Annotated in this window: 22 protein-coding genes; 8 read left to right on the top strand and 14 right to left on the bottom strand. The window is 69.5% G+C overall.

The features are described from left to right. Positions 1 to 171: 171 nt before the first annotated feature. From AC16DP_RS07055 to AC16DP_RS07000, 12 genes are all read right to left on the bottom strand, one after another. On the bottom strand, positions 172 to 2736 hold the full coding sequence (locus tag AC16DP_RS07055; RefSeq protein ID WP_483956657.1) for a Kelch repeat-containing protein: 2565 nt from the start codon (positions 2734 to 2736) through the stop codon (positions 172 to 174). 53 nt (positions 2737 to 2789) lie between these two features. Next, on the bottom strand, positions 2790 to 3719 hold the full coding sequence (locus AC16DP_RS07050; RefSeq protein ID WP_329728228.1) for a hypothetical protein: 930 nt from the start codon (positions 3717 to 3719) through the stop codon (positions 2790 to 2792). Between the two features lie 306 nt (positions 3720 to 4025). Then, positions 4026 to 4580: a hypothetical protein gene (locus tag AC16DP_RS07045; RefSeq protein WP_329728227.1), complete on the bottom strand. Its 555-nt coding sequence runs from the start codon at positions 4578 to 4580 to the stop codon at positions 4026 to 4028. Positions 4581 to 4773: 193 nt separating this feature from the next. Continuing rightward, complete coding sequence (locus AC16DP_RS07040) at positions 4774 to 5715, bottom strand: hypothetical protein (RefSeq protein WP_329728226.1); 942 nt, start codon at positions 5713 to 5715, stop codon at positions 4774 to 4776. Between the two features lie 110 nt (positions 5716 to 5825). Continuing rightward, entirely contained in the window at positions 5826 to 7688 is a 1863-nt protein-coding gene (locus AC16DP_RS07035) for a Kelch repeat-containing protein (protein ID WP_483956656.1), read from the bottom strand. Between the two features lie 24 nt (positions 7689 to 7712). Then, on the bottom strand, positions 7713 to 9860 hold the full coding sequence (locus AC16DP_RS07030; RefSeq protein WP_483956655.1) for a kelch repeat-containing protein: 2148 nt from the start codon (positions 9858 to 9860) through the stop codon (positions 7713 to 7715). A 317-nt stretch (positions 9861 to 10177) separates the two neighbouring features. Then, positions 10178 to 11056, bottom strand: a complete 879-nt coding sequence (locus AC16DP_RS07025; RefSeq protein ID WP_329728224.1) for a metal ABC transporter permease — start codon at positions 11054 to 11056, stop codon at positions 10178 to 10180. Continuing rightward, positions 11037 to 11867 carry a metal ABC transporter ATP-binding protein gene (locus AC16DP_RS07020; RefSeq protein WP_414640704.1) on the bottom strand — a complete coding sequence of 277 codons (831 nt, stop codon included), beginning with the start codon at positions 11865 to 11867 and terminating at the stop codon, positions 11037 to 11039. Before AC16DP_RS07020 ends, AC16DP_RS07025 begins: the two co-directional genes overlap by 20 nt. Further along, positions 11854 to 12699 (bottom strand): hypothetical protein, encoded by an 846-nt coding sequence (locus tag AC16DP_RS07015; protein WP_329728223.1) that lies wholly within the window; start codon positions 12697 to 12699, stop codon positions 11854 to 11856. Before AC16DP_RS07015 ends, AC16DP_RS07020 begins: the two co-directional genes overlap by 14 nt. A gap of 3 nt (positions 12700 to 12702) precedes the next feature. Next, the gene (locus tag AC16DP_RS07010; RefSeq protein ID WP_329728232.1) at positions 12703 to 13626 is read right to left on the bottom strand and encodes a metal ABC transporter substrate-binding protein; all 924 of its coding nucleotides are present in this window, start codon (positions 13624 to 13626) and stop codon (positions 12703 to 12705) included. Between the two features lie 26 nt (positions 13627 to 13652). After that, on the bottom strand, positions 13653 to 14984 hold the full coding sequence (locus tag AC16DP_RS07005) for a zinc-regulated TonB-dependent outer membrane receptor (protein WP_329728222.1): 1332 nt from the start codon (positions 14982 to 14984) through the stop codon (positions 13653 to 13655). Positions 14985 to 15053: 69 nt separating this feature from the next. Continuing rightward, a complete protein-coding gene (locus tag AC16DP_RS07000) occupies positions 15054 to 15470 on the bottom strand; it encodes a hypothetical protein (protein ID WP_329728221.1) in 417 nt (138 codons plus the stop codon). 127 nt (positions 15471 to 15597) lie between these two features. Between AC16DP_RS07000 and AC16DP_RS06995 the strand changes: the two genes are divergently transcribed. The 5 genes from AC16DP_RS06995 to AC16DP_RS06975 all read left to right on the top strand — a co-directional run bounded on the left by AC16DP_RS06995 (position 15598) and on the right by AC16DP_RS06975 (position 21057). Beyond that, on the top strand, positions 15598 to 15939 hold the full coding sequence (locus tag AC16DP_RS06995; RefSeq protein ID WP_329728220.1) for a Rieske (2Fe-2S) protein: 342 nt from the start codon (positions 15598 to 15600) through the stop codon (positions 15937 to 15939). A gap of 91 nt (positions 15940 to 16030) precedes the next feature. Further along, positions 16031 to 16591: a GTP cyclohydrolase I gene (folE, locus tag AC16DP_RS06990; protein ID WP_329728231.1), complete on the top strand. Its 561-nt coding sequence runs from the start codon at positions 16031 to 16033 to the stop codon at positions 16589 to 16591. 66 nt (positions 16592 to 16657) lie between these two features. Continuing rightward, complete coding sequence (locus AC16DP_RS06985) at positions 16658 to 18088, top strand: FAD-binding oxidoreductase (protein WP_329728219.1); 1431 nt, start codon at positions 16658 to 16660, stop codon at positions 18086 to 18088. A gap of 228 nt (positions 18089 to 18316) precedes the next feature. Next, entirely contained in the window at positions 18317 to 19066 is a 750-nt protein-coding gene (locus AC16DP_RS06980; protein WP_329728218.1) for a sigma-70 family RNA polymerase sigma factor, read from the top strand. 140 nt (positions 19067 to 19206) lie between these two features. After that, positions 19207 to 21057 (top strand): AMP-dependent synthetase/ligase, encoded by a 1851-nt coding sequence (locus AC16DP_RS06975; protein WP_329728217.1) that lies wholly within the window; start codon positions 19207 to 19209, stop codon positions 21055 to 21057. Positions 21058 to 21159: 102 nt separating this feature from the next. Here the strand turns inward: AC16DP_RS06975 and tatA are convergent, their stop codons facing one another. After that, on the bottom strand, positions 21160 to 21393 hold the full coding sequence (tatA, locus tag AC16DP_RS06970) for a twin-arginine translocase TatA/TatE family subunit (protein ID WP_329728216.1): 234 nt from the start codon (positions 21391 to 21393) through the stop codon (positions 21160 to 21162). Between the two features lie 77 nt (positions 21394 to 21470). Then, the gene (locus AC16DP_RS06965; RefSeq protein WP_414640703.1) at positions 21471 to 22475 is read right to left on the bottom strand and encodes a sensor histidine kinase; all 1005 of its coding nucleotides are present in this window, start codon (positions 22473 to 22475) and stop codon (positions 21471 to 21473) included. Between the two features lie 195 nt (positions 22476 to 22670). On the opposite strand from AC16DP_RS06965, the gene AC16DP_RS06960 reads away from it, so the two are divergent. The 3 genes from AC16DP_RS06960 to AC16DP_RS06950 all read left to right on the top strand — a co-directional run bounded on the left by AC16DP_RS06960 (position 22671) and on the right by AC16DP_RS06950 (position 24762). Further along, positions 22671 to 23045, top strand: a complete 375-nt coding sequence (locus tag AC16DP_RS06960) for a response regulator (protein WP_211276549.1) — start codon at positions 22671 to 22673, stop codon at positions 23043 to 23045. A gap of 102 nt (positions 23046 to 23147) precedes the next feature. Beyond that, positions 23148 to 23477, top strand: coding sequence for an SCP2 sterol-binding domain-containing protein (locus tag AC16DP_RS06955; protein ID WP_329728215.1), 330 nt, complete (start codon positions 23148 to 23150; stop codon positions 23475 to 23477). A gap of 112 nt (positions 23478 to 23589) precedes the next feature. Further along, positions 23590 to 24762, top strand: coding sequence for a CaiB/BaiF CoA transferase family protein (locus AC16DP_RS06950; RefSeq protein WP_329728214.1), 1173 nt, complete (start codon positions 23590 to 23592; stop codon positions 24760 to 24762). Positions 24763 to 24792 lie beyond the last annotated feature (30 nt).

The following is a 24792-nucleotide window of genomic DNA, read 5'->3' as shown; positions in this document are numbered from 1 at the left end:
CCGCCAGCTGTTTCCGCTCCGGCCTCCCGCGCCTCTTCTCCCCCGGCTGTTCGGCCTGTGCACCTCACTGCTGTCCTTCCACGGCGCCCTTCTTTCAAGCGCCGTCCGGAGGGATGCCCCCTCTTTGCCTGAGATTGTCTGGACTTGCTCTCCCCCTCTTCAAAACCTCTCCTACGGACTTTGGATCAATCCTGGGTGGCGTCCCCAATCAAGGGAGGCGTCTGGGCTCAGGCTCCAGTTCCCCTGCTCATCGGCAGTGTCTTCTCCTGTCATGACTCCATCCAGCCATGCCACCACCCTGACGCCAGGCCTGGCGCTGCCCCCAATCGTCAGCCGCCTGGTTTCAATGGAAGATTCTGGCGAGGTGATTTGGGGCGCGGGCAGAGAAGGCCCATCCACGAGCACCATCCGCCCACCATGTATGGCGTTGGTCATGACAGAAAGGATGTAGTAGCCATTCGGCACGAGCGGCATCCGTACAGTCACTTCCGTGTCGGAGAACGAGTCCAGGGACGTTATACGGGTCAGCGCTCCTCCATCGAGTGCCAGCAGGCTGACCAGGGGGAAGTTCGTGGCGGAGTTCTGGGTGTTACCACTGCTTGCCTCCAATAGACCTCGAAAGCGTCTCCCAGTGATGTGGAACGTCTCACCTGCTTTTTGCTGTAGCTGCTCAGCGGGTCCGGTGATGTCGGGGCGCCAATCCGGGTGAACTTCCGTGTCTTCGTACACCTCCGCGCTGGTGAGGAAGCCACTCGGGCCATCGCCTCCGGCGACGAGCACCTTGCCCGAGGGCAACAGCGTCGCCGTGTGGAAAGAGCGGGCCGAGGCCAGCGCTGCCGTGGGGCTCCACGTCCCTGTGGCCGGGTCGTACACCTCCGCGCTGGTCATGCCATCGCCTCCGGTGACGAGCACCTTGCCCGAGGGCAACAGCGTCGCTGTGTGGAAAGAGCGTGCCAATGCCAGCGCTGCCGTGGGTCTCCACGTCCCCGTGGCCGGGTCGTACACCTCCGCGCTGGTGAGGGAGCCACTCGGGCCAGCGCCTCCGGCGACCAGCACCTTGCCCGAGGGCAACAGCGTCGCCGTGTGGTTCCTGCGCGCCCAGGCCAGCGCTGCCGTGGGTCTCCACGTCCCCGTGGCCGGGTCGTACAGCTCCGCGCTGGTGAGGAAGCCGCTCGGGCCAGCGCCTCCGGCGACGAGCACCTTGCCCGAGGGCAACAGCGTCGCCGTGTGGCCCACGCGCGCCAAGGCCAGCGCTGTCGTGGGGCTCCATCTCCCCGTGGCCGGGTCGTATACCTCCGCGCTGGTGAGGGCGTCGCCATTCGGGCCATCGCCTCCGGCGACGAGCACCTTGCCCGAGGGCAACAGCGTCGCCGTGTGGTCCGTGCGCGCCAAGGCCAGCGCTGCCGTGGAGTTCCATCTCCCCGTGGCCGGGTCGTATACCTCCGCTCTGGTGGGGGTGCCGCTCGGAAAGGCTCCTCCGGCGACGAGCACCTTGCCCGAGGGCAACAGCGTCGCCGTGTGGTTCCTGCGCGCCCAGGTCAGCGCTGCCGTGGGGCTCCACGTCCCCGTGGCCGGGTCGTACAGCTCCGCGCTGGTGAGGAAGTCACTCGGGCCAGCGCCTCCGGCGACGAGCACCTTGCTCGAGGGCAACAGCGTCGCCGTGTGGGAAGAGCGCGTCGAGGCCAGCGCTGCCGTGGAACTCCACGTCCCCGTGGCCGGGTCGTACACCTCCGCGCTGGTGAGGGGGCCGCCCGGAAAGGCTCCTCCGGCAACGAGCACCTTGCCCGAGGGCAACAGCGTCGCCGTGTGGACCGCGCGCGCCGAGGTCAGCGCTGCCGTGGAAATCCACGTCCCCGTGGCCGGGTCGTACACCTCCGCGCTGGGGAGGGAGCCGCTCGGGCCATAGCCTCCGGCGACGAGCACCTTGCCCGAGGGCAACAGCGTCGCCGAGTGGCCCACGCGCGCCGAGGCCAGCGCTGCCGTGGGGCTCCATCTCCCCGTGGCCGGGTCGTATACCTCCACGCTGGTGAGGACGTCGCCATTCGGGCCATCGCCTCCGGCGACCAGCACCTTGCCCGAGGGCAACAGCGTCGCCGTGTGGGAAGAGCGCGCCGATGCCATCGCTGCCGTGGAACTCCACGTCCCCGTGGCCGGGTCGTACACCTCCGCGCTGATGGGGGAGCCACTCGGGTCATAGCCTCCAGCGACGAGCACCTTGCCCGAGGGCAGCAGTGTCGCCGTGTGTCTCATGCGCGCCGAGGCCAGCGCTCGTGTTGGGCTCCACGTTCCCGTGGCCGGGTCGTACACCTCCGCGCTGGTGCGGTTGTCGCTGCTCGGACCATCGCCTCCGGCGACGAGCACCTTGCCCGAGGGCAGCAGCGTCGCCGTGTGGCTCCTGCGCGCCCAGGTCAGCGCTCCCGTGGGGCTCCACGTCCCCGTGGCCGGGTCGTACAGCTCCGCGCTGGTGAGGAAGCCACTCGTGCCATCGCCTCCGGCGACGAGCACCTTGCCCGAGGGCAACAGTGTCGCGGTGTGGCCCACGCGCGCCAAGGCCAGCGCTGCCGTGGGGCTCCACTGCTCAACGGATGTGGTTTGGAGGGGCTTGGACTCCAACTGCTCCCGGTGCAGCGATGAGGTCCCGCTGGGCGGCACCTCCCCGCAGGCAATCCAGAGAAGTGCGAAGGCCATGGCCAGCCGCGTCACAGCCTCCACCCCGTTTCTTGGTGAGAATGTCATGAGTGTCTCCTTAGATTGTTATGTGTCTTCACAATCAGAGGCTCGCCAGGGGCTCAGGGGAACAGGCTCATGCCTACCGAGAACAGCACGGATTGAGTCCTGTAACGCTCCCCGTTGAAGAGGAAGTACTCATAGGCCACGTCGGCAAAGGCATACAGGCGCGAAGTAAACTGCACGTCCACCCCGAGGACCCCCCGTGCACTCAAGCCGCCGAGAAGGAAAGGCGCGTCTTGCGTATCCGGCTCGCCAAAGAAGGCGGTGGTGCCCAACCGCAGATAGGGACGCACCCAGCCCAGGGGGCGGGGGTGGAACTGGCCCTCGGCCCTGAGGCCCGGTGTGGGCTGCACGAGCACCGTGGCCACGCCTCCCCACTTCTGTTGGATGTAGCCGAGGCTCACGCCGGGAGCGAGTGCGGGGGGGAGGTCGCTCAAATCCACGTCGGGATCGAGGGCGGGGGTGACGCTGAGAACATCCAGCTCGCCGCGCACGCCCAGGCTCCATCCGTAGCGGCGGGGTGGGGGGCCAGAGACCCGCGGTGTCTTGGGAGCGGCGACGCTCTGCGCCAACTCCTGGGCGAGGAGTGCCTTGTCCGTGGGAAGGTCGAGCGTGGCGCGGGCCTGCTCGAAGAGCTTGCGCAGACGTCTGTTGGCCTGCACGGGCAGCCGGGCGTCCTTGTCGAGCGCGAGGGCCTGCTTGAAGGACTCCAGCGCCTCGTCCTGGGAGAGCTCGGCCTGGAGCACGCCCTGCATGAGCTTGAGCCAGAGGACGTCCTGGGGGCCATTGGACTCCCAGTCCAGGGCCTTCTCCAGCCTGGACAGGGCCTCGGGGAATCTGCCCTGCGCGTAGAGCGTGGCGACGGCGGAGAGGTAGGGGTTCTGGGTTTGAGGCGGCAGCTCGACCTTGGAGGACTCCTGGGCGTGTGCGACGGGAACGGCCAGGCACACGAGGAGCAGCGACAGGGGATGTCGCACGAGTCGTTTCATGGGTTCAGCCTTTGGAGAGAGGGAGAGGACAGGCATCCTCAGCGCGTCCGTCCACATGGGAGTGCTTGCGGTGAGAGGCCACGTTGCTACGTGGGCCTCTCTGGCGCGGTGACGCACTTCACACCCGGACGGTGATCCGCTTCGTTGCGCACCACGGCCGAGGCCCCACACCTGCGACGGGCAGGCGTGGGGCCTCCAGGCCGCCAGCGATAACCGGCTGAATGCGGATGGGTATTGCCCGCCGCATCCATCGCGGTGGCGGAGACCTCATTCTGTCTGTGCTTGTTCTTCTTCTCAGCCCGGGGCTCAGGGAAACAGGGCCACGCCGAGCGAGAACAGCACCGACTGGGAGCTGTACCACTCGCTACGGGTGAGGAAGTGCTCGTAGGCCATGTCGGCGAAGACAGACAGGTGGGGGGTGAACCGCACGTCCACGCCGAGGGCCGCCCGCCCACTCACCCCACCGAGGAAGGTGAACGCTCCGTGCGCATCCTTCTCCGCGAAGAAAGCCGTGGCGCCCAGGCGGGCATAGGGACGCACCTGGCCCAGGGTGATGGGGTGGAACTGGCCCTCGGCCCGGAGCCCCGGGGAGCGCTGGACCAGCACCGTGGCCACACCGCCCAGCTTCTGCCAGGTGTAGCTGACGCTCACCGCGGGGATGAGTTCGGTGGTGGGGCCTGGCCTGAGCACATCCACCTCGCCGCGCACGCCCACCCCCAGGCCATGACGCCAGGGTGAGGGGGCGGAGGCCCGCGGAGCCTCGGCGGCGTCGGCGCTCTGCTCCACCTCCTGGGCGTGGGCGGTGGGAACCGCGGCGCACATGAGGAACATCCACAAGGTATGCCTCGAGACAAGATTCATGGTGTCTGCCTTCGACAGGGGAGCAAAGCCAGGCATCCTCGGAACAGCTCATCCGTTCAACTGACAATGCCTGCTTGCTCGTTGTGAGACACCATGTTGCCCCGCGAGCCGCCTGGCCGCGGTGACGGGCTTCACACCTGGGGGGTGAGCCGCTTCACCTGCGGCTGTCTCACGGGCCCTTGGGCCGCGGGGCTCAGGGGAAGAAGCCCACGCCCAGGGAGATCAGCACCGAATGGGCCCTGTACCGATCCTCACCGATGAAGAAGCGCTCGAAGGCCACGTCGGTGAAGGCAGACAGGCGCGAGGTGAACTGCACGTCCACGCCGAGGGCCGCCCGCCCGCTCATGCCGCCGAAGAAGGTGGTCTCCCCTTGCGCGTTCTTCTCGCCGAAGAAAGCGGTGGCGCCCAGGCGGGCATAGGGACGCACCCAGCCGAAAGTGAGGGGGTGGAACTGGCCCTCGGCCCGGAGCCCCGGCGTGTTCTGCACCAGCACCGTGGCCACGCTCCCCCACTGCTGTTGGGTGTAGCCGAGGCTCACGCCGGGGGAGAGGGCGGCGGTGAATTTGAGCTGGGGCTGACTCTCCTCGGTTTCCTGGACGGAGGTGAGGATGGGCTCGAGCACATCCAGCTCACCGCGCACGCCCAGGCTCCATCCGTAGCGCCGAAGGGGGGGCGCGAAGACCTTCGCCGCCTTGGATGCGGCGGCGTTCTGCTCCAACTCCTTGGCGAGGAGCTCCTTGTCGGCGGGCAGGCCGAGCGTGCTGCGGGCCTGCTCGAAGAGCTTGCGCAGACGTCTGTTGGCCTGCACGGGCAGCCGGGCGTCCTTGTCGAGCGTGAGGGCCTGCTTGAAGGACTCCAGCGCCTCGCCCTGGGAGAGCTCCGCCTGCAGCACGCCCTGCATGAGCTTGAGCCAGATGACATCCTGGGGGCCATTGGACTCCGAGTCCAGGGCCTTCTCCAGCCTGGACAGGGCCTCGGGGAACCTGTCCTGCTCGTAGAGCGTGGCGATGGAGTTGATGTAGGGGTTCTGGGTTTGAGGCGGCAGCTCGACCTTGGAGGACTCCTGGGCGTGTGCGGCGGGAATGGCCAGACATACGAGGAACAGCCACAGGGTATGTCGTACGAGGGAATTCATGGAGCGAGCCGTTGGAAGGAGGAGGAAAAAAATTACCATGTGAGAGGTATCGAGCGGGGTGACGGGCTTCACACTCGAACGGTGAGCCGCTTCGCAGCTCGATGACCAGGCTACCTGGGAGTGTGGAGGGAAGACCCAGGCCGGCGCTTGACGAGGAACCAGAGCAGTGTCAGCAAGGCCCAGGCTGCGGGGAAGGACGGGGCGGCGGCGCAACTCCAGCCGTAGTGGCTTCTCTGGATGAAGAAACCGAAGTCGCGGGGCATGGATGAAAGGCTGGCATTGCCCGCGGCATCCGTGGCATGGGCCACGACCTGATGGAGTCCCTCGGCCAGCGGGGTGGTTGGGATGAACATCCATGTTCCCTGTGCGTCGGCCGTGGTCGTCCCGGTCTCCCCATCTCCATCCAGAGACACCGTCACCTTGCTGCCCGCCTCCGCGGTGCCATGAATGACTGGCTTGGGGGTATCGACGAGGTCCATGGGCCCGGCCAGTACGGGGGCTTGCGGAGGCATGGTATCGACCGTGAAGATGTTGACCGCGGAGCCGGGGCTGACATTGCCCGCTTTGTCTGTCGCAGTGGCCCTGGTCTGGTGAAGACCATCCAGGAGCGCCGCGGATGTGCTGAGCTGCCAGGTTCCTGCCTCGTCTGCCTCGACCGTCCCGACAATCGTTTCGGTCCCAATCCTACCCAGCCACACCGTGACCATGCTGCCGGGCTCCGCCATGCCGCGAATGACGGGGGTGCTGCCATTGACGAGCCCCCCCGGTGCGGTCACCCCTGGCGCTCCGGGCGGCACGGAATCAAGCGTGAAGAGGCGTGTCTCGGAGGCCGGACTGACATTGCCCACCACATTCCTGGCGACAGCCACGAACTGGTGGCACCCCTCGGCCAGCGCGGCGCTCGGGGTATAGCTCCATGTCCCCTTCGCGTCGGCGGTGGTTGTTGCCACCAGGGCTCCATCCAACCACATCAGCACCGTCACACCGGGCTGCGCCGTGCCGCTGATGGAGGGTCTCGGGTTGTTCACGAAGGCCCCTGGCGCGGTGACCTCTGGCGCTTCCAGGGGCGGCCCATTGACGAGGAGCAGCTGCCCGCCGTGGAGGGCGTTGGTCATCACGGACAGGATGTAATAGCCGTACGGCACCATCGGCGTCCGTACTTGAACTTCCGTGTCGGAGGACGAGTCCACGGGCATGACACGAGTCAGCGCTCCGCCCTCCAATGCCAGCAGGCTGACCAGGGGAAGGTGGGTGGCGGAACTCTGGGTGCTACCGCTGCTTGCCTCCGAGAGACCTCGCAAGTGCCGCCCGGTGATGAGGAACGTCCCATCCGGGCGTTGCTCGGCGGGGGGATCGATGACCGGGCACAACTCCCGGACCCGCGCCTCTGCGTACTCCTCCGTGCTGGCGAGGGGGCCGCCCGAGCCCCGGCCTCCGGAGACCAGTACCTCGCCGGAGGGCAACAGCGTGGCCGTGTGGTCGGCGCGTTTTGAGGCCAGCGCGCCCGTGGGGCTCCATGTCCCGGTGGCCGGGTCGTACTCTTCCGCGCTGGTGAGCTGGCCGCTTGAGCCATCGCCTCCGGAGACCAGCACCTTGCCGGAGGGCAACAGCGTGGCTGTGTGGCCCGAGCGGTCCGAGGCCAGAGCATCCGTGGGGCTCCACGTCCCGGTGGCCGGGTCGTACACCTCCGCGTTGGCGAGGGGTCCGCTTGAGCCATCGCCTCCGGAGACCAGCACCTTGCCGGAGGGCAGCAGCGTGGCCGTGTGCCAATAGCGGGCCGAGGCCAGAGCGCCGGTGGGGCTCCACGTCCCGGTGGCCGGGTCGTAAACCTCCGCGCTGGTGAGATGGCCGCTCGAGCCATCGCCTCCGGAGACGAGCACCTTGCCGGAGGGCAGCAGCGTGGCCGTGTGGCCGTAGCGGGCCGAGGCCAGAGCGCCGGTGGGGCTCCACGTCCGACTGGCCGGGTCGTACACCTCCGAGCTGGCGAGATGGGAGCTCTAGCCAAGGCCTCCGGAGACGAGCACCTTGCCGGAGGGCAACAGCGTGGCCGTGTGGCCGTGGCGCGCCGAGGCCAGAGCGCCGGTGGGGCTCCACGTCCCCGTGGCCGGGCCGTACACCTCCGCGCTGGCGAGATGGCCGCTCGAGCCCCAGCCGCCAGAGATCAGCACCTTGCCGGAGGGCAGCAGTGTGGCCGTGTGGCTGGCGCGGGCCGAGGCCAGAGCGTCCGTGGGGCTCCACGTCCCACTGCCCGGGTCGTACACCTCCGCGCTGGTGAGATGGCCGCTCGAGCCATAGCCTCCAGAGATCAGCACCTTGCCGGAGGGCAGCAGTGTGGCCGTGTGGCCGTGGCGCGCCGAGGCCAGAGCGCCGGTGGGGCTCCACGTCCCGGTGGCCGGGTCGTACTCCTCCGCGCTGGTGAGGGGGCCGTTCGAGTCCCAGCCGCCAGAGACGAGCACCGTGCCAGAGGGCAACAGCGTGGCTGTGTGCCAATAGCGCGCCAAGGCCAGAGCGCCGGTGGGGCTCCACGTCCCGGTGGCCGGGTCGTACTCCTCCGCGCTGGCAAGATGGCCGCTCGGGCCCCAGCCGCCGGAGACCAGCACCTTGCCGGAGGGCAGCACCTTGCCGGAGGGCAGCAGCGTGGCCGTGTGGCCGGAGCGGGCCGAGGCCAGAGCGCCCGTGGGGCTCCACCTCCCGGTAGCCGGGTCGTACACCTCCGCGCTGGCGAGATGGCCGCTCGGGCCCCCGCCGCCAGAGACGAGCACCTTGCCGGAGGGCAACAGCGTGGCCGTGTGGCCGTGGCGCGCCGAGGCCAGAGCGCCCGTGGGGCGCCACGTCCCGGTGGCCGGGTCGTACACCTCCGCGCTGGCGAGATGGCCGCTCGAGTCACGGCCGCCGGAGACCAGCACCTTGCCGGAGGGCAATGGCGTGGCCGTGTGGCCCGAGCGGTCCGAGGCCAGAGCGCCGGTGGGGCTCCACGTCCCGGTGGCCGGGTCGTACTCCTCCGTGCTGAGGAGGGCGCCGCTCAAGCCCCCGCCACCAGAGACCAGCACCTTGCCGGAGGGCAGTAGTGTCGACGTGTGGCTCTCGCGGGCCGAGGCCAGAGCGCCGGTGGGGCGCCACGTCCCGGTGGCCGGGTCGTACTCCTCCGCGCTGGTGAGGGGTCCGCTCGAGCCCCGGCCGCCGGAGACCAGCACCTTGCCGGAGGGCAGTGGTGTCGACGTGTGGCTCTCGCGGGCCGAGGCCAGAGCGCCGGTGGGGCTCCACGTCCCGGTGGCCGGGTCGGGGTCGTACACCTCCGCGCTGGCGAGGCGGCCGCTCCAGCCCCAGCCGCCAGAGACGAGCACCTTGCCGGAGGGCAGCAGCGTGGCCGTGTGGCTGGCGCGCGCCGAGGTCAGCGCGCCGGTGGGACTCCACGTCCCGGTGGCCGGGTCGTACACCTCCGCGCTGGCGAGGAAGTAGCTCGAGCCCCTGCCGCCAGAGACCAGCACCTTGCCGGAGGGCAACAGCGTGGCTGTGTGCGAATAGCGCGCCGAGGCCAGAGCGCCGGTGGGGCTCCACGTCCCGGTGGCCGGGTCGTACACCTCCGCGCTGGCGAGGCGGCCGCTCCAGCCCCAGCCGCCAGAGACGAGCACCTTGCCGGAGGGCAGCAGCGTGGCCGTGTGGCTGGCGCGCGCCGAGGCCAGAGCGCCGGTGGGGCTCCACGTCCCGGTGGCCGGGTCGTACACCTCCGTGCTGGCGAGGAGGCCGTTCGAGTCCCAGCCGCCGGAGACGAGCACCTTGCCGGAGGGCAGCAGCGTGGCCGTGTGGCCAGAGCGGGCCGAGGTCAGCGGGCCGGTGGGGCTCCACGTCCCGGTGGCCGGGTCGTACTCCTCCGCGCTGGCGCGATAGCTGTTCGAGCCAAAGCCGCCGGAGACCAGCACCTTGCCGGAGGGCAACCGCGTGGCCGTGTGGCTCTCGCGGGTCATGTTCAGGGGGCCCGTGGAACGCCACTGTCCAGTGGACGTGGTCAGGAGGGGCTTGGGCTCGAGCCACTTCCGGTGCAACGCGTCGTCCGCGGTCGGCTGCACCTCGTCGCAAGCAAGCAATAGCAGCGCCAGGGTCATGGCCAGCAGCGCCACGGCCCGGGTTCCCGGTACGGATGGCATGGATGTCTCCTTGGATGGCCAAGTGTCTTCCCAGGTCCGGAACCCAGGGAAACAGGCTCACGCCCAGGGAAAATAGCAGCCACTGGTGCTGGTAACGCACGCCACTGAGGGGGAAGTCCGTAGCGACGGGGTGGAGGGGTGGAGAGGAGCAGCGCTCCGCGGTGTCTTGGAAGCGGCGGCGTTCTGCTCCATTTCCCGGGCGAGGAGTGTCTTGTCCGCGGACAGCCCGATTGTGTCGCGGGCCTGGCGCGAGGGCCTGCTTGAAGGATTCCAGGGCCCTCTCCAGCTTGGACAGGGCCTCGAGACGCGGGTGTGGCTCAGCGCGTCCCGCCGCCCATGACGAGCTGCCGCACGCCCCGGGCCAGCAGCGCCACCACCACCAGCGCGCTGGCGAGCACCGTCTGCGAGCCGCCCACGGGGAAGTTGTAGAAGTAGGCGAAGAGGTAGCCACCCAGGCCGGAGATGGCGCCCGCGAGCGTGGCCAGCAGGAAGGTCCACGGCAGCCGCAGATCCAACACCAGCGCGGCGATGGCCGACAGCGTGGAGAAGGCGAACACCGGCAGCGCGCCGAGCGCCCGCGCGGACACGCCCACCATCAACCCGATGGAGATCATCAGCACCGCGTCGAGCGCGCGCACCGGCAGCCCCTGCACCATGGCGCCGGTGCGATCGAAGCTGGCGAAGGTGAGGCCGCGGAACCACCACAGGTGGAAGAGCAGGGTGAGCGCGCCCACCACCGCCACGGCGATGAGCTGCTCCTGCTCCACCAGCACCGCCGTGCCGAAGAGGATGCCCTGGATGTCATGGGCCTCCTGGGAGATGCGGTCCCCCACGAGGATGGAGGCGCCCCCGGTGAACGCATACGCCAGGCCCAGCAGGCTCTCGCGGGAGATGCGCAGCCGCGTGGGCTCGGTCATCAACAGCAGCGTGGCCAGCAGGGACAGGCCCACGGCGCCCAGGGTGGGGGCCACGTGCAGGCCCAGGTGGATGTCCACGTAGAAGGCCAGCGCCACGCCCAGGCCGGCCGATTGCGTCACCGCGGCGCTGACGAACACCATGCGCCGCAGCACCACGTACACGCTCAGGAACCCCAGCACGCTGCCCGCGATGAGCGCGCAGAGCATCGGATCCCTGAACAGCTCGTAGGCGTCCCAGAACTGTGCCCAGGTGGTGGTCTCAGCCAGTTGCGGGTCCAAGGGGGTGTCCTGACGAAGGATGGCGGGGGCAGTAATCGTCGCCGTACTGGTGCCGGAAGGCAGGATGGCAGAAGACCGTGTCCGCGTCCCCAAGAACCACGGCCGGGGCCTCCCGGTCCACGAAGAGCAGCTGGTCCGCGAACTCGGCGGCCACCCGCAGGTCATGGCTCACCACCACCACGGCCAGGCGCCGCTCGCGCGCCAGCTCCGCCAGGCGCCGCATGGTCTCGCGCTCGGCCACGGCGTCCATGGCCGCGGTGGGCTCGTCCAGCAGCACCAGGTCCGCCTCGGTGGCCAGCACCCGCGCGAGCAGGGCGCGCTGCTTCTGGCCCTCGGACAGCTCGCGGTAGGGCCGGTTGGCGATGGGGCCCGCTCCGGCCGTCTCCAGCGCCGAGTCCACCACCTGGCGATCCTCGCGCTTGGAGAAGGGCCGCAGGAAGTTCCACCCGGTCAGCCGTCCCCAGTGCACCAGCTCGCGCGAGCGCACCGGGAGCATCCCGTCGATGGCGGACGTCTGCGGCACGTACGCGCTCTTCACCTGGGGGCTGGAGCGGTACACGCGGCCGGACACCGGGTTCTGCAGGCCCAGCAGCGTCTTGAACCAGGTGCTCTTGCCCGAGCCGTTGCGGCCGATCACGGCCAGGAAGGTGCCGCGGTGCACCTGGAGGTTGATGGGCGGCAGCAGCGCCTGTCCCTGGTAGCCGATGACCAGCTCCTCGCAGCACAGGAGCAGGTCCTCCTCGTGCCGGTGCGTGGGCCGGGAGGTGGCCGCCGTGGGCCCTCCGTCGTGCGTGTGCTCACCGTTCGCCACGGGTCACCTCCGCTTGGGGCGAAACCGTGGCCAGCAGCTCCTCGAGCGCGGCGTGGGCGGTGGTGTTGGCCGTGGCACTGATCTCCACCACGCCGTCCGCGCCTTGCGTCAGCGTGCTCCAGTCCACGGTGTCGAAGAGCCGGGCCGTGAGCACCAGGCTCAGGTCCAGCTTCGCCCGGGGAGGCGTCGACCGGTCCGAGGGCAGCTCCACCGTGCCGTCGAGCACCGCCGCCGGCGTCGTGTCGCTGGGGGCCCGGGAGAGCACCCACCGGAAGCGGCGCTCGCCGGGGAAACGCGCGGGAGTGCGTGCGTCGCGCACGCTGCCCTCCAGGTTCAGCGACTCGATGTCCCAGCGGCCCTGGGACACGTTGGCCTGGGGCAGGGCACAGTCCGGCACGCACTCCACCGCGAACCGCTCCGCGGCCAGCAGGTTCAACGGCCCGGTCACCGGCAGCGTCGCCACCGTGCTGGAGCCGCCCCCGCCGCCCATCTCCGCGGCGATCTGCTCGTAGGGGATGAGCGCTCCGTCGTCGCGGTGGCAGTGGCCGCCGTGGCAGAGCGAGTAGCCCGGGGGCGGGTTGGCGGGATTGAAGCCCCCGCCCGAGCCTCCGGCGAAGGCGATCAGCTCGATGCCGGACAGCCGCAACGCGGCCCCATCCACGTGCAGCTGGTAGTTCGAGGCCAGCTGCTGGTAGCCGTCGGGCGTGGTGCGGTCGGCGAGCGGCTCGAAGGCGGCGCGCACGGTGGGCTCCACCACCGCGAAGCCCTGGCCGGGCTCCCACGTGCAGGCGCCGAGGCCCAGACAGGACAGGAGGAGGAAGGCGTGGCGCATGGCTCAGGTCCCCTCGCCCTTCAGGCCCTTCTCCAGCCGGGTCATCAAGTCCTCCAGGTGCCGCAGGTACGTCTGTCCGCCGCGGAAGTCGGTGCCCGAGGTGAAGAGGACGAGGGGGGCGGGAATCTTGCTCGCCACCAGCTTGGAGGTGGTGGTGGGGTAGTAGTCCTCCTGGAGGACGAAGCGGGCCTTGCGCTGGCGGGCCTGGGTCAGCACCTGGGCCACGTGGGCGGGGTTGGGCGGGATGCCGGGCTTGGGCTCGAGGTAGGCGATGGTGTCGAAGCCCAGCCAGTTGGCCAGGTACGCCGTCGTCCGGTGGTAGGCCACCACGGGCGTGCCCTTGAGCCCGGCCAGCCGCTGCTCCCAGCCCGCGCGCGCCTTCTCCAGCTCCGCGGTGAACTTCTCCAGGTTGGCGCGGTAGGCCGCCGCGTTCTTCGGGTCCAACGACGCCAGGCGGTCGGTGATGCCCCGGGCCACCAGCAGCGCGGCCCTGGGATCATAGAGGAAGTGCGGGTTGCCCCCGGCGTGCACGTCTCCCTGGCTGCGATCCACGCGGGTGGTGGGGACCTCGAGCGTGCGCACGAACGCGGCGGCCTCGAGGTAGCCCGGGCTGCCGGTGAGGATGCGGGTGTTGCGGGCGCCGTTCTGGAGCGCGGGCAGCCAGCCCACCTCCAGCTCCAGGCCGATGGCGATCAACAGGTCCGCGCGGTTGACCTCCAGGGCCAGGCTGGGCCGGGCGTCCACGAAGTGCGGATCCTGCGTGGGCAGGGCGAGGGCGGTCACCTGCACGTGCTCGCCGCCCACGGCCTGGGTGAGGGCGGCGAGGTCCGGCAGCGTGGTGACCACCTTGAGGTCGGCGCGAGCGGGGAGGGACAGCAGGCCCAGGAGGACGGCGTTCAGGGCCACGAGGAATCGGAAGGGGCTCATCATCGGAGGCTCCAGCGCGAGAGGGGTTAGAAGGCGTGGGCGCCGTGCGCGCCCATCACCACTTCGAGTGCGAGGAAGAGCGAGTAGTCCGGACGCTCGCGCCAGCCGGCGAGGTCGGTGGCGCCCTGCAGGCGCAGGCGGGAGAACTCGGTGGGCCAGAAGGTGACGTTGGCGGAGAGGCGCTGGCGGTTGCCGGTCCACTCGGCGTCGAGGGGATCGTCCGCGAGGGCGCCGTTCTGCCGGGTGGCGGGAGTGCCGAGCTCGTAGCGGCTGGCGACGGCCCAGCGCTGGTCGAAGCGCCAGGACAGCTGCGCGTAGCCGTTGAGGTCCGACAGCACGTCCCCGGGGACCTGGCGGCGCCGGTAGAGGAGCTCGGCCTGGAGGGCCACCGTGGTGAAGCTGTTGCCGGCGAGGGGCCGGTACTTGAGGTACACGTCCGTGCCGAACACGTCGGTGCGGTTGCGGTAGCCGGTGGGGTTGGGGCCATCGGCGGCGGACAGGCCCCACAGCAGCGACAGGTCATCCGACAGGGGGAAGAACTGCTTCACCATGGCGGTGAACTGGAAGTCGAAGGGGGAGGTGACTCCGCCCAGGTCGGCGCCCAGGAAGCTGCGCGCGGTGGACTCGCCGGTGGCGTCGGTGACGGAGCCGAGCAGCTCCACGTACCAGGGCAGCGGGGTGAGCCAGGAGCCCTCCACGCCGAGCCCGCGGTTGCCCTCGCCGCCGAAGACGCGGCCGATGGCGAAGGGCTGGTCCACGAACTCCCACGAGTGCGGGTGCGTGGGGTTGATGCGGCCAAAGCGGGTGAGGAACTGGCCGGCGCGCACCTGGAGGTTGCCCGGCAGGTTCGCCGTGGTGGCGTACGCCTCTTCGATCTCCACGCCGAACTGGCTGAAGACGATGTTGCTGTCGAAGCGGAAGTACGGGTCCACCGCCGTGTTGACGGACAGCTCCAGCTGCTGGAGGTTGAAGCCGTTGACGGAGGGATCATGCCCGCCCGTCTGCAGCGGCTCCTTCGAGGTGAAGGCGGCGGCGGCCACGTCCAGGATGAAGGCGATGTTCAGCCCTTGGAAGTCGATGTTGCTCGGGCTGATCGTCACGCCGCTGGAGGACGCGGGTGGGGAGGGGGTGGCGGGAGGCTGGGTGCCCGCCTGGGCGGCCGCGGCGGCATCCTGGCCGAGCGCCTCCTCGATGGCCTTCAAGTCCTCGGCGGACAGGCCGGTGTCCGGGGCGGGCTCCTGCTCCTGGGGAGGCGTGCCCGCGTCCGGCGGCGTCTGGGCCGAGGCGGGTGAGAGAGGGGACAGACAGAACGACAGCCAGACAGCGAGACCGGCGAGCCGGCACGACGTGGGGGGCACAAGGCACTCCGCGAACCGGACGTCCGAAGAGAAGGCGGACGTCGACCCTGCAACTTCGCTTCGACCGCGCTAGACGCGCGCGGGAGGCGAGGCCTTGGGGGCGGTATCGAGGACGGACAGCGAGGACTGGGGCCGGGGCGGCGCGGTGGCCGGGCGGCCCACCTCGAGGCAGGCCTGGATGACGGGCTGGACCTCGGGGCTCGTCACCTCGTCCCGGGAGCTGACCGAGACGAGGGCGCACGACTCGTGCTTGAGCGTGCCCGCGGGGGCGGCGGGGGGCAGCTTCTCGAAGGACTTCGCGTCCCGGAGCCGGGCCGAGAGCGCCGAGCCCTTGCTGGCCGGGCTCTCCTCGAAGGCGCGGTGTGTGGGGCAGTAGCGGTGGACGTGCTCCTGCGCGTGCGCGATGGCGATCAGCGGCTGGGCAACCCAGAGCACCACCAACAGGGTGGCGATGAGGTGGCCAGCGATGTGGGCGCGGATTCTCATCGGGCAGGAGGACGGTAATTATTTGCTCTACTGGCCCCCTGGAGGGGTGTCAAGGGTGCGACGGCCCCTGTGCCCCGGTATTCAGGCCTGGAGGACGCGCTCGACGCGGGGCGTTGGAGGACGAGCCATGAACGGACAGGGGGACGAGCACTTCATTCCCGTGGCGCGCTTGTCGGATCTGGACAGGCGGGGCCGGGCGGTGGTGCGGGTCGGGGAGGAGTGGGTGGCGCTGGTCCAGGTGGACGGACGGCTGCACGCGGTGCAGCAGGCGTGTCCCCACCGGGGCGGCCCCATGTCCGAGGGCGATCAGGACGGGTGGCTCCTCTACTGTCCCCTCCACGCCTGGGCCTTCGACGTCCGGACGGGCATCAGCCCGACGAATCCGGACGCCCGCGTGCGTATCTACGCGGTACGGGTCATCGGAGACGAGATTCAGGTGGAGGCTTCGGATAGGTTGCCCGTCCCCTGAGGTACCGACCCGGCAACCGAGGAAGACACGCACCATGGCCGCAGCTCGAAGGACTCGAGGAGCCCCGTCCGTGAAACCCGATCGGGAGGCCATGGCCGCGGCGGTCCGGGACTTCCTGCGCGCGGCGGGCCTGCCGCTGGACAGCGATCCCAACCTCGTGGGCACTCCGGAGCGGGTGGCCGAGGCCTGGGGCCAGTTCCTCGATGGCTATGGGCGGACGCCGGAGGATGCGCTGGGGGAGACGTTCCCGGGCCCGCCGGACGCGTCCGGGGAGCTGGTGGTGGTGACGGACCTGCGCTTCCAGTCCATGTGCCCGCACCACCTGCTGCCCGTCGAGGGCCGGGCGCACGTGGCCTACGTGCCACGCTCGCGGGTGGTGGGCTTCGGCCGGCTGGGCGCGCTGGTGGACTGCTTCGCGCACCGGCTCATCCTCCAGGAGGACCTGGCGCGCGCGGTGGCCTCGTCGCTGGCCCGGGTGCTGAAGAGCCCGGCCACCGCCTGCATCATCGAGGCGGAGCAGTCCTGTCTGCGCATCCGGGGAGACCGGCAGCGCGATGCCCGCACGCACTCGGAGGCCTACGAGGGCCAGCTGCGCAAGGACGGGGCCCTGCGCCGGGAGCTGTGGGCACGGTTGAGCACCATGCGGCGTTGAGTGGCAGTGGCGTGGAGTGGCGGTGGCGTTGAGTGGAGTGACGCGCAGTCGAGTGGAGCCGTTCGGATGACCCTGCCCGCGGAGCGTACCTTTACCCGAGTTTCTCCCGCCCTCGTGGAGCGTGCACGGGCCGCGCTGGGGGCGGTGCTCTCTCCAGACCAGGTGCGCCGTGACGCGTCCACCCTGGAGAACTACGCCGAGGACGAGTCCGACTCGGGCGTCTACCCACCGGACCTCGTGGTCTTCCCCGAGAACACCGAGCAGGTGTCCGCCGTGTTCCGCACCTGCCAGGAGCTCGGGGTGCCCTTCACGCCCTGCGGGGCGCGCAGTGGCAAGAGCGGCGGCTCGCTCGCCCTGCTGGGAGGCGTGGCGGTGAGCCTGGAGCGGATGAACCGCATCCTCTCCGTCTCCAGCGAGGACCTGACGGCGGTGGTGCAGCCGGGCGTCATCACCGGCGATCTGATGAAGGCCGTGGAGGCGCAGGGCCTCTTCTATCCGCCGGATCCCAACTCGTGGGAGTTCTGCACCATCGGCGGCAACGTGGCGGAGAACGCCGGAGGCCCCCGGGCGCTCAAGTACGGCGTCACCCGCGACTACGTCATTGGCCTGGAGTGGGTGCTGCCGAGCGGCGAGGTGGTGCGCGTGGGCCGCCGCACCATCAAGGGCGTGGCCGGGTACGATCTGGTGGGCCTCTTCGTGGGCTCCGAGGGCACGCTCGGGGTGGCCACGGAGATCACCCTCCAGCTCATCCCCAGGCCCCGGCACGTGAAGACGGCCCTGGTCATCTTCGACTCGGTGCACACCGCCGCGCGGGCCATCACCGAGGTGCTCAAGGCCGGCATCCTCCCGCGCACCCTGGAGCTCATCGACGACGTGGCGCTCCAGGCCGTGGATGGAAGGGGCTTCAACTTTCCCCCGGGCGCCGGCTCGGCCGTCATCGCCGAGGTGGACGGCAACATGGAGGAGGGCCTGTTCGCCGAGCTCGTCTGGCTGGGTGAAATCTGCGAGCAGCATGGCGCCCGGGAAGTGCTCGTGGCCCAGGACGAGTCCCAGCGCGAGAAGCTCTGGGCCGTGCGCCGGGTGGTTTCCACCGCGTTGCGCTCCTTGCGGCCGCACAAGATCTCGGAGGACATCGCGGTACCCCGGTCCCGTATTCCCGACATCATCCTCGCCCTGAAGAAGATGGGGGAGGAGCTGGGCTTGCCGGTGGCCACGTACGGCCACGCGGGGGACGGCAACCTGCACGCCAACATCCTCTACGAGGGCCCGTACCAGCGCGCCCTGGTGGAGACGGCCATCCGGCGCATGTTGGAGCTCACCGTGTCCATGGGCGGCACCATCACGGGCGAGCACGGTGTGGGCCACGCCAAGCGGGAATATCTGGCGATGGAGCAGTCCGAGGCGGTGCTGGAGCTGCAGCGCCGCCTGAAGGGCTTCTTCGATCCTTCAGGAATGCTCAACCCCGAGAAAATCTTTCCCGCGCCCAAGCGTTCTTAGTCCTCAGCGGACACGCTCGTTCTTCGGGGAGCAGTCACTTCCCACCCAGGACTGGAGCCCGTTACGTGGTCGTAACGGACCCCAGGCCCGCTTGTCGCCAGGGTAAGCTGGTCGAATACCCCCGAATGGAAATGAGAAACGCTTCGGCACGTTGTGCGTCCTAGAAATGTGGACGCGGAACCGGGGGGCGAGCGCGTCCGTCACACAGAGGAACTGGAGACGCGAAACATGGCGAACAGGACGATGAAGTATGGAGCCGAGGGCCTGTCGCACTACCTGCGTCATCTCGGGGATCATTCGCAGTTGACCCGAGAGCAGGAGTACGAGCTGGCCGGGCGCGCTCGCAAGGGAGATGAGTCGGCGCGACAGACGCTCGCGACGTCCAACCTGGCTTTCGTGGTGGCGGTGGCGAAGAAATTCTCCAACCGCGGCGCCCGCCTGGATGACCTCATCCAGGAAGGCAATGTGGGTCTCATGAAGGCCATCGAGCACTTCGACCCCAAGAAGAACGTGCGTTTCGCCACCTACGCCGTGTGGTGGATTCGCGCCTACATCACCCGCTACCTCAAGGACAACCGCAGCCAGGTGCGCGGCGGTGAGGCCGAGCGCGGGAGCATGACGGACTTCTCGCTGGACGCGAGCATCGACGAGGAAGGCGAGACGACCTTCCTGGATCGCCTGGAGGACGGAGGACCCTCGCCTCAGCAGGTGTTCCTGGCTCGCGAGCAGAACGAGGAAGTGCAGGAGGCGCTGGCCAAGGTGCGCAAGCGCATTGGCGACCTGGGGTGGGACATCCTCCAGGAGCGGCTCACGCAGGACAAGCCGCGCACGCTGGAGGAGCTGGGCCAGCGCTGGGGCGTGTCGCGCGAGCGCGTGCGGCAGGTGGAGCTCAAGACGAAGAACTTCCTCGAGCGCTACCTGGCGGCCTTCAATCAGGACGAGGAGCAGCAGGACTCCTCTTCCGCCGATGCCGCCTGACCTCCGGGACAGGCACCATGCAGGCGACAGCTTCGGGCGGTACTCGAGGTGCGGTGCACCCCGGGTACCGCCTTCGTCGTTTCGGCGCACGAGTGCTTCCTGGAGGTTACTGAAGGAAATGTAGGAGAGGAGGAGCACACATGAGGGCGGAGACCCGGCTGGCCACCTCGGACGCGCGCAACCTCGTCGAGTTGCTGCTCCAACGAGCGCAGTCACCCACGAAGGTCGCCGCGAGCTGGAAGACGGGGGGCCGCTGGGAGGACGTCACGTGGGGGCGCATCCTGGAGGACGTGCAGGCGCTGTCCGCCGGCCTCGTCGCCCAGGGGGTGAAGCCGGGGGATCGGGTGGCCATCTTCGCGGACACCAGCCTCCAGTGGGTGGTGGCGGATCTCGCCATCTCCGCCGCGCAGGCCATCACCGTCCCCATCTACGCGTCCAACACGCCGGACGAGGTCCGCTACATCCTCAACCACTCCGAGGCCTCGCTCGTCTTCGTGGACCATGACGGGCAGACGCCCAGGCAGGCGGGCCGCGTCACCCGCCTGCGGCAGAAGCTCGCGGAGTGTCCCGGCGTGCGCAAGGTGGTGCTCTTCGAGGGCGCCAGCACGGGTGAGGCGGAGCTGACGCTCGCGCAGGTGATGGAGCAGGGCAGGGGGGCGCACGCCGCCCGCCTGGAGTCCTTCGACGAGCGGACGCGCGAGATGAAGCCCGAGGACGTGTGCTGCATCATCTACACCTCGGGCACCACGGGGGACCCCAAGGGGGTGCTGCTCACCCACGGCAACTGGGCCTACGAGGCGCTCGGGGTGAAGGGCGTGGGGGCGATGGCGCCCACCGACGCGGTGTTGATGTTCCTGCCCCTGGCGCACTCCTTCGGGCAGGTGGTGAAGGCCTCGTGGCTGGCCATGGGCTTCCGCGTGGTGTTCGCCGAGTCCGCGGACAAGCTGCTGAGCAACCTCGTGGAGACGCGCCCCACCATCCTCCCCGCGGTGCCGCGCGTCTTCGAGAAGGTCTACAACGGCGTGGTGGCCCACGGCTCCGCCGCGCCCGGCCTGAAGGGCCGCCTGTTCCGCTGGGCCTTCGGGCTCTTCGAGGACTACGTGGAGGCGAAGACGCGGGGCCGCGAGCCCGCGCTCGTGGGGCTGGCCCTGGCGCGCAAGCTGGTGTTCAGCAAGGTGCGCGCGTCGCTCGACGAGAAGCTGGGCGGCAACATGCGCCTGTTCGTCTCCGGCGGCGCGCCGCTGTCCCGGAAGATCGGGTACTTCTTCGAGCTGCTCGGCTTCAAGGTGCTGGAGGGCTACGGCCTCACCGAGACGTCGGCCGCCGCCTGCGTGAATCCGCCGGAGCGCATCAAGATCGGCACCGTGGGCCCGCCCATGTCCGGCACCGAGGTGAAGGTGGCCCCGGACGGGGAGATCCTCCTGCGGGGCCCGGGGGTGATGAAGGGCTACTACAAGAACCCGGAGGCCACCGCCGAGGTGCTCGAGGCGGATGGCTGGTTCCACACCGGAGACATCGGCGAGGTGGACGTGGACGGCTACGTCACCATCACCGATCGCAAGAAGGACATCATCGTCACCTCGGGCGGCAAGAACGTGTCGCCGCAGAACCTCGAGAACACGCTCAAGACGTACCCCCTCATCAGCCAGGCGGTGGTCCACGGCGACAAGCGCAAGTACCTGGTGGCGCTCATCACCGTGGCCGAGGAGCCCGCGCGCAAGCTGCTCGACGGCGTGGGCGTGAAGGCCAGCAGCTACGCGGAGGTGTGCCGCCAGCCGGTGGTCCGGGCCGCGGTGCGGGAGATCCTCGACAAGGTGAACGCGGAGCTGCCGTCCTACAGCACCCTCAAGCGCTTCGCGGTGATGGAGGCGGACTTCAGCCAGGAGACGGGCGAGCTCACCCCGAGCCTCAAGGTGAAGCGCAAGCTCGTCAGCCAGAAGTACAAGGCGGTGCTGGACGGGCTCTACGACAAGGAAGACCGCGCGGAGTGAGCTGCCTCCTCCGCCGGGCCCGCAAGCGACGACGCCCGTGCCCATCTCTCGGAGGCGAGAGACCGGCGCGGGCGCGGTGCGACTGGGGGCGCGGAAGCGAGCTCAGCCGTGGTGGCTGGTGCTGCGGGCGGTGGCGTCCTTCTCCACCGTGCCGTTGCTGGCGAGCGTGCCAGCCGGCTTCTTCTCGTCGGCGGCGGGCTCGTCACCGCTGAAGCCGCGCTTGAAGTTGCGGATGGCGCTCCCCAGCGAAGAGCCGAGCTGCGGCAGGCGCGAGGCTCCGAACAGGAGCAGCAGCACCGCCATGATCAGCAGAATCTCCGACATCTTCAGACCCATCGCGCACTCCCGGAAGGAAAAGGCCCGGGCAGGATAGCCCCCCGGGGCGCGCGTCGCCAGCACGACGAAAGGGCCACTCAGGCCTGCATGCCCGCCGAGGAAGCGAGGGCGATGGGGAGTGTAAGGTAGAGCGTGGTGCCCCCCGCGTCGGCCGTCACCCCGACGGAGCCGCCGAGCGCCTCCACCTCCTGCCGGGCGAGCCCCAGCCGCAGGGGATCCTCCAGCTTCTTCTCCCGGAAGGCCCGCTCCTCGCGCGCGAAGGCGAGGGCGAGCTCCTCCTCCGTCAGGGGCACGCCATCACGCCGCACCTCCACCCGGAGCATGCCTCCCTCCGGCCGGGCCCGCACCCGGAGCTGCTCCCCGGGTTGGGCGCGCAACAGATGGTGGCGGATGAAGGCCTCCACGGCGTGCTGCACCCGGCCTCCGTCCACGTCCACCTCGGGAAGGGAGCCTCCCGGCAGCTCCAGGCTCAGCGCCACGCTCGCCGTGCCCGCCGCCTCCAGGTGGTGCTCCACCGCGTTGGCGAGCAGGGGCTCGAGCGCCTGCCGCTCCCGCTCGCACGCCAGCATGCCCAGGTCCGCCCGGCTCGCGTCGAAGAAGTCCTGGGCGAAGGCCAGTGCCTTGTCCGTGTTGCGCAGGATGGTCTCCAGCCCGCGCTTCGCCTTGGGCTCCAACGGAATGCGCCCATTGAGCAGCAGGGCCGCGTACGAGCGCACGTTGGCCAGCGAGCCCCTCAAGTCATGCGATGCCAGCCCCAGGTAGCGCACCCGCCGGCGGATGAGCTCCTCGTCGCCCTCGGCGGGCTGCGTCCACACCAGCCGCGTCCCGTCCTCCAGGGGGCTCTCGCCCGCCCGGACCAGCCGCCCCTCGTGCTCCCACAGGTCCGCCCCCGGCCGCCGCTGGAAGCCCGCCGCCTCCATCAGCTCCACCAGCGAGCCCGCGCTCTCCGGCAGCTGCTCCAGGCCCAGGTGGGCCCTCAACCGCCCGTCCACTTCCCGCACCAGGCCTCGCCGCGAGAGGATGGCGAACCCAGGCTCGTCCTCTCCGGCCGCCGCCTGCCTCCATTCCCCCGCGTGATTCACGCCTGCCGTCTCCTGGTCCATGGGTTAGGAAAACGGTGGGCAGGCAGTGTCGATTTTGCAACGAGCCTGCCCCGTTGCCCTGCGAGCCGGTTGAATTCATCCTCCCTTTCCCGTCCCTTGAGAGAAGATCGAGGGCGCGCCACCCAGGAGAAGAACCTGTCTTCCGCCAATCTTCAGCACCAGGGGTCCAACGTCGTGCTGGTGGTCGATGACGACCCGGACATCCTCGAGGCCCTCTCGGAGATCCTCGAGGCCGAGGGCTTCGAGATCCGCCGCGCCCGCAATGGCAAGGAGGCCCTGGAGCGGCTCGAGCCGGATCCGCCCCAGCTCATCCTCCTGGACTTGATGATGCCGGTGATGGACGGCTGGGAGTTCGCCCAGCGCATGCGCCAGCGTCCCTCCGTGGCCGGCATCCCCCTCATCGTCCTCAGCGCGGATCGCAACGTGGGCAGCAAGGCCACGGACATTGGCGCGGTGGGTCATCTGGCCAAGCCCTTCGAGCTCAATGACCTGCTGGACATGGTCCGGCGCTCGCTGAGCCAGGCCCAGGCCTCCAGCGCCGGACGTTGAGTCCCCCCTCGGGCCACCTCACGGCTTGACCCGCCCGGGCCCCGTCATTACGGTGCCGCCCGGACGTTGATTCACCAGTCAATTCCCTCAAAGGAGAGAGCGATGGCGAGCGCACAGGACATCATCGAGAACGACATTCCGGGCGTGCTGAAGGAGAAGCCGGAGCTGGCCAAGGACATCAACTCGGTCATCCACTTCAACATCACTGGCGACAACGGCGGCACCTGGACGCTGGACTGCACCAGGTCCGACAACTGGGTGACCAAGGGCGCCGAGGGCAGCCCGAAGATGACCGTCACCGTCAGCAACGACGACTTCGTGAAGATCCGCGCCAAGCAGCTCAACGCGCAGATGGCCGCCATGCAGGGCAAGCTCAAGTTCAAGCCGATGGACATGGGCCTCGCCATGAAGCTGGCGAAGCTGCTCGGCTAGTCACACCCGGAGCCGCGCCCTCGGGCGCGAGGCTCCACGGGCGGCGTGTGCTCCTCCTCGGGGGCCGCGCCGCTTCTTTTTTATCCCCCCCTCAGCCCCCCTCCCCCCCACCATGAACACGCTTCCCCTGTCCGGACTCAAGGTCCTGGATCTCTCCCGTCTTCTGCCCGGCCCCTACGCCACGCTGGTGCTCGCCGACCTCGGCGCCACGGTGGACAAGGTGGAGGACCCCCAGGGCGGTGACTACCTCCGCCAGATGGCCCCCCTGCGCGACGACGAGAGCGCGCTCTTCTACGGGCTCAACCGCAACAAGCGCTCGCTGACGTTGGATCTCAAGGCCCCCGAGGCGCGCGAGGCCTTCAAGCGGCTGGTGCGCGGCTACGACGTGCTGGTGGAGAGCTTCCGCCCCGGCGTCATGGACAAGCTGGGCCTGGGCTGGAGCGTGCTGCACGCGGAGAACCCGCGGCTCGTCTACTGCGCCATCTCCGGCTACGGACAGACGGGGCCGGACCGGCTCAAGGCGGGGCATGATCTCAACTACGCGGCGCGCGCGGGCGTGCTCGGCTACGGCGGCGAGGCGGACGGCGCCCCGGCCTTCCCCGGCGTGCAGCTGGGCGACATCGGCGGCGGCAGCCTCTTCGCGCTGGTGGGCCTCCTCGCGGCGCTCCACGAGCGCGAGCGCACCGGGCAGGGCCGCTTCGTGGACGTGTCCATGACGGATGGCGCCACGGCCTTCCTCCACATGCACCTGGCGGCGCGGCTCTTCATGGGCGAGCAGGGCCAACCCCTGCGCCGCGGCCGCGAGACGCTCAATGGCGGCTTCGCCTGTTATGGGCTGTACCGCACGAGCGACGGCCGCTACCTGTCCGTGGGCGCGCTGGAGCCCAAGTTCCTCGCCGGGGTGTGTCAGGTGTTGGGACGGCCGGACCTGCTCGCGGATGCCTATGACACCGGCGAGGCCGGCGCGCGCGTGAAGGCGGAGTTCTCCCGCATCTTCGCCGAGCATCCCCTGGCGTATTGGACGGAGCGCTTCGCGGGCGCGGATGTGTGTGTCGAACCCGTACTCGAAGGCGATGAAGTCCTGGCGGATCCCCAACTGCGCGCACGAAATCTGTTCGTGGAGTCTGAAGACACCCAACGTGGGAGAAGAGTGACCCACCTCCTCACGCCGCTGCGCATGGGCGAGACACCGCTGCGTCCTCCCCCGGTTCTTGGACAGCACACACATAAAATTCTTTTCGAGGCAGGCTTTAGCTCGGAAGAAATTGAAAGACTGGTCAAATAGGTTCTGTCTGGAATTGGCCGGGAGCTCAGA

The organism is Archangium sp. (assembly GCF_057119385.1).
The sequence above is the reverse complement of the archived record's forward strand: the minus strand, read 5'-3'. Positions and strand labels throughout refer to the sequence as shown.

Coding starts and splice junctions, on each gene's coding strand:
- AC16DP_RS07055 (WP_483956657.1), bottom strand. CDS start 2,736: ATGACATTCTCACCAAGAAACGGGGTGGAGGCTGTGACGCGGCTGGCC.
- AC16DP_RS07050 (WP_329728228.1), bottom strand. CDS start 3,719: ATGAAACGACTCGTGCGACATCCCCTGTCGCTGCTCCTCGTGTGCCTG.
- AC16DP_RS07045 (WP_329728227.1), bottom strand. CDS start 4,580: ATGAATCTTGTCTCGAGGCATACCTTGTGGATGTTCCTCATGTGCGCC.
- AC16DP_RS07040 (WP_329728226.1), bottom strand. CDS start 5,715: ATGAATTCCCTCGTACGACATACCCTGTGGCTGTTCCTCGTATGTCTG.
- AC16DP_RS07030 (WP_483956655.1), bottom strand. CDS start 9,860: ATGCCATCCGTACCGGGAACCCGGGCCGTGGCGCTGCTGGCCATGACC.
- AC16DP_RS07015 (WP_329728223.1), bottom strand. CDS start 12,699: ATGCGCCACGCCTTCCTCCTCCTGTCCTGTCTGGGCCTCGGCGCCTGC.
- AC16DP_RS07010 (WP_329728232.1), bottom strand. CDS start 13,626: ATGAGCCCCTTCCGATTCCTCGTGGCCCTGAACGCCGTCCTCCTGGGC.
- AC16DP_RS07000 (WP_329728221.1), bottom strand. CDS start 15,470: ATGAGAATCCGCGCCCACATCGCTGGCCACCTCATCGCCACCCTGTTG.
- AC16DP_RS06995 (WP_329728220.1), top strand. CDS start 15,598: ATGAACGGACAGGGGGACGAGCACTTCATTCCCGTGGCGCGCTTGTCG.
- folE (WP_329728231.1), top strand. CDS start 16,031: ATGGCCGCGGCGGTCCGGGACTTCCTGCGCGCGGCGGGCCTGCCGCTG.
- AC16DP_RS06985 (WP_329728219.1), top strand. CDS start 16,658: ATGACCCTGCCCGCGGAGCGTACCTTTACCCGAGTTTCTCCCGCCCTC.
- AC16DP_RS06980 (WP_329728218.1), top strand. CDS start 18,317: ATGGCGAACAGGACGATGAAGTATGGAGCCGAGGGCCTGTCGCACTAC.
- AC16DP_RS06975 (WP_329728217.1), top strand. CDS start 19,207: ATGAGGGCGGAGACCCGGCTGGCCACCTCGGACGCGCGCAACCTCGTC.
- tatA (WP_329728216.1), bottom strand. CDS start 21,393: ATGGGTCTGAAGATGTCGGAGATTCTGCTGATCATGGCGGTGCTGCTG.
- AC16DP_RS06955 (WP_329728215.1), top strand. CDS start 23,148: ATGGCGAGCGCACAGGACATCATCGAGAACGACATTCCGGGCGTGCTG.
- AC16DP_RS06950 (WP_329728214.1), top strand. CDS start 23,590: ATGAACACGCTTCCCCTGTCCGGACTCAAGGTCCTGGATCTCTCCCGT.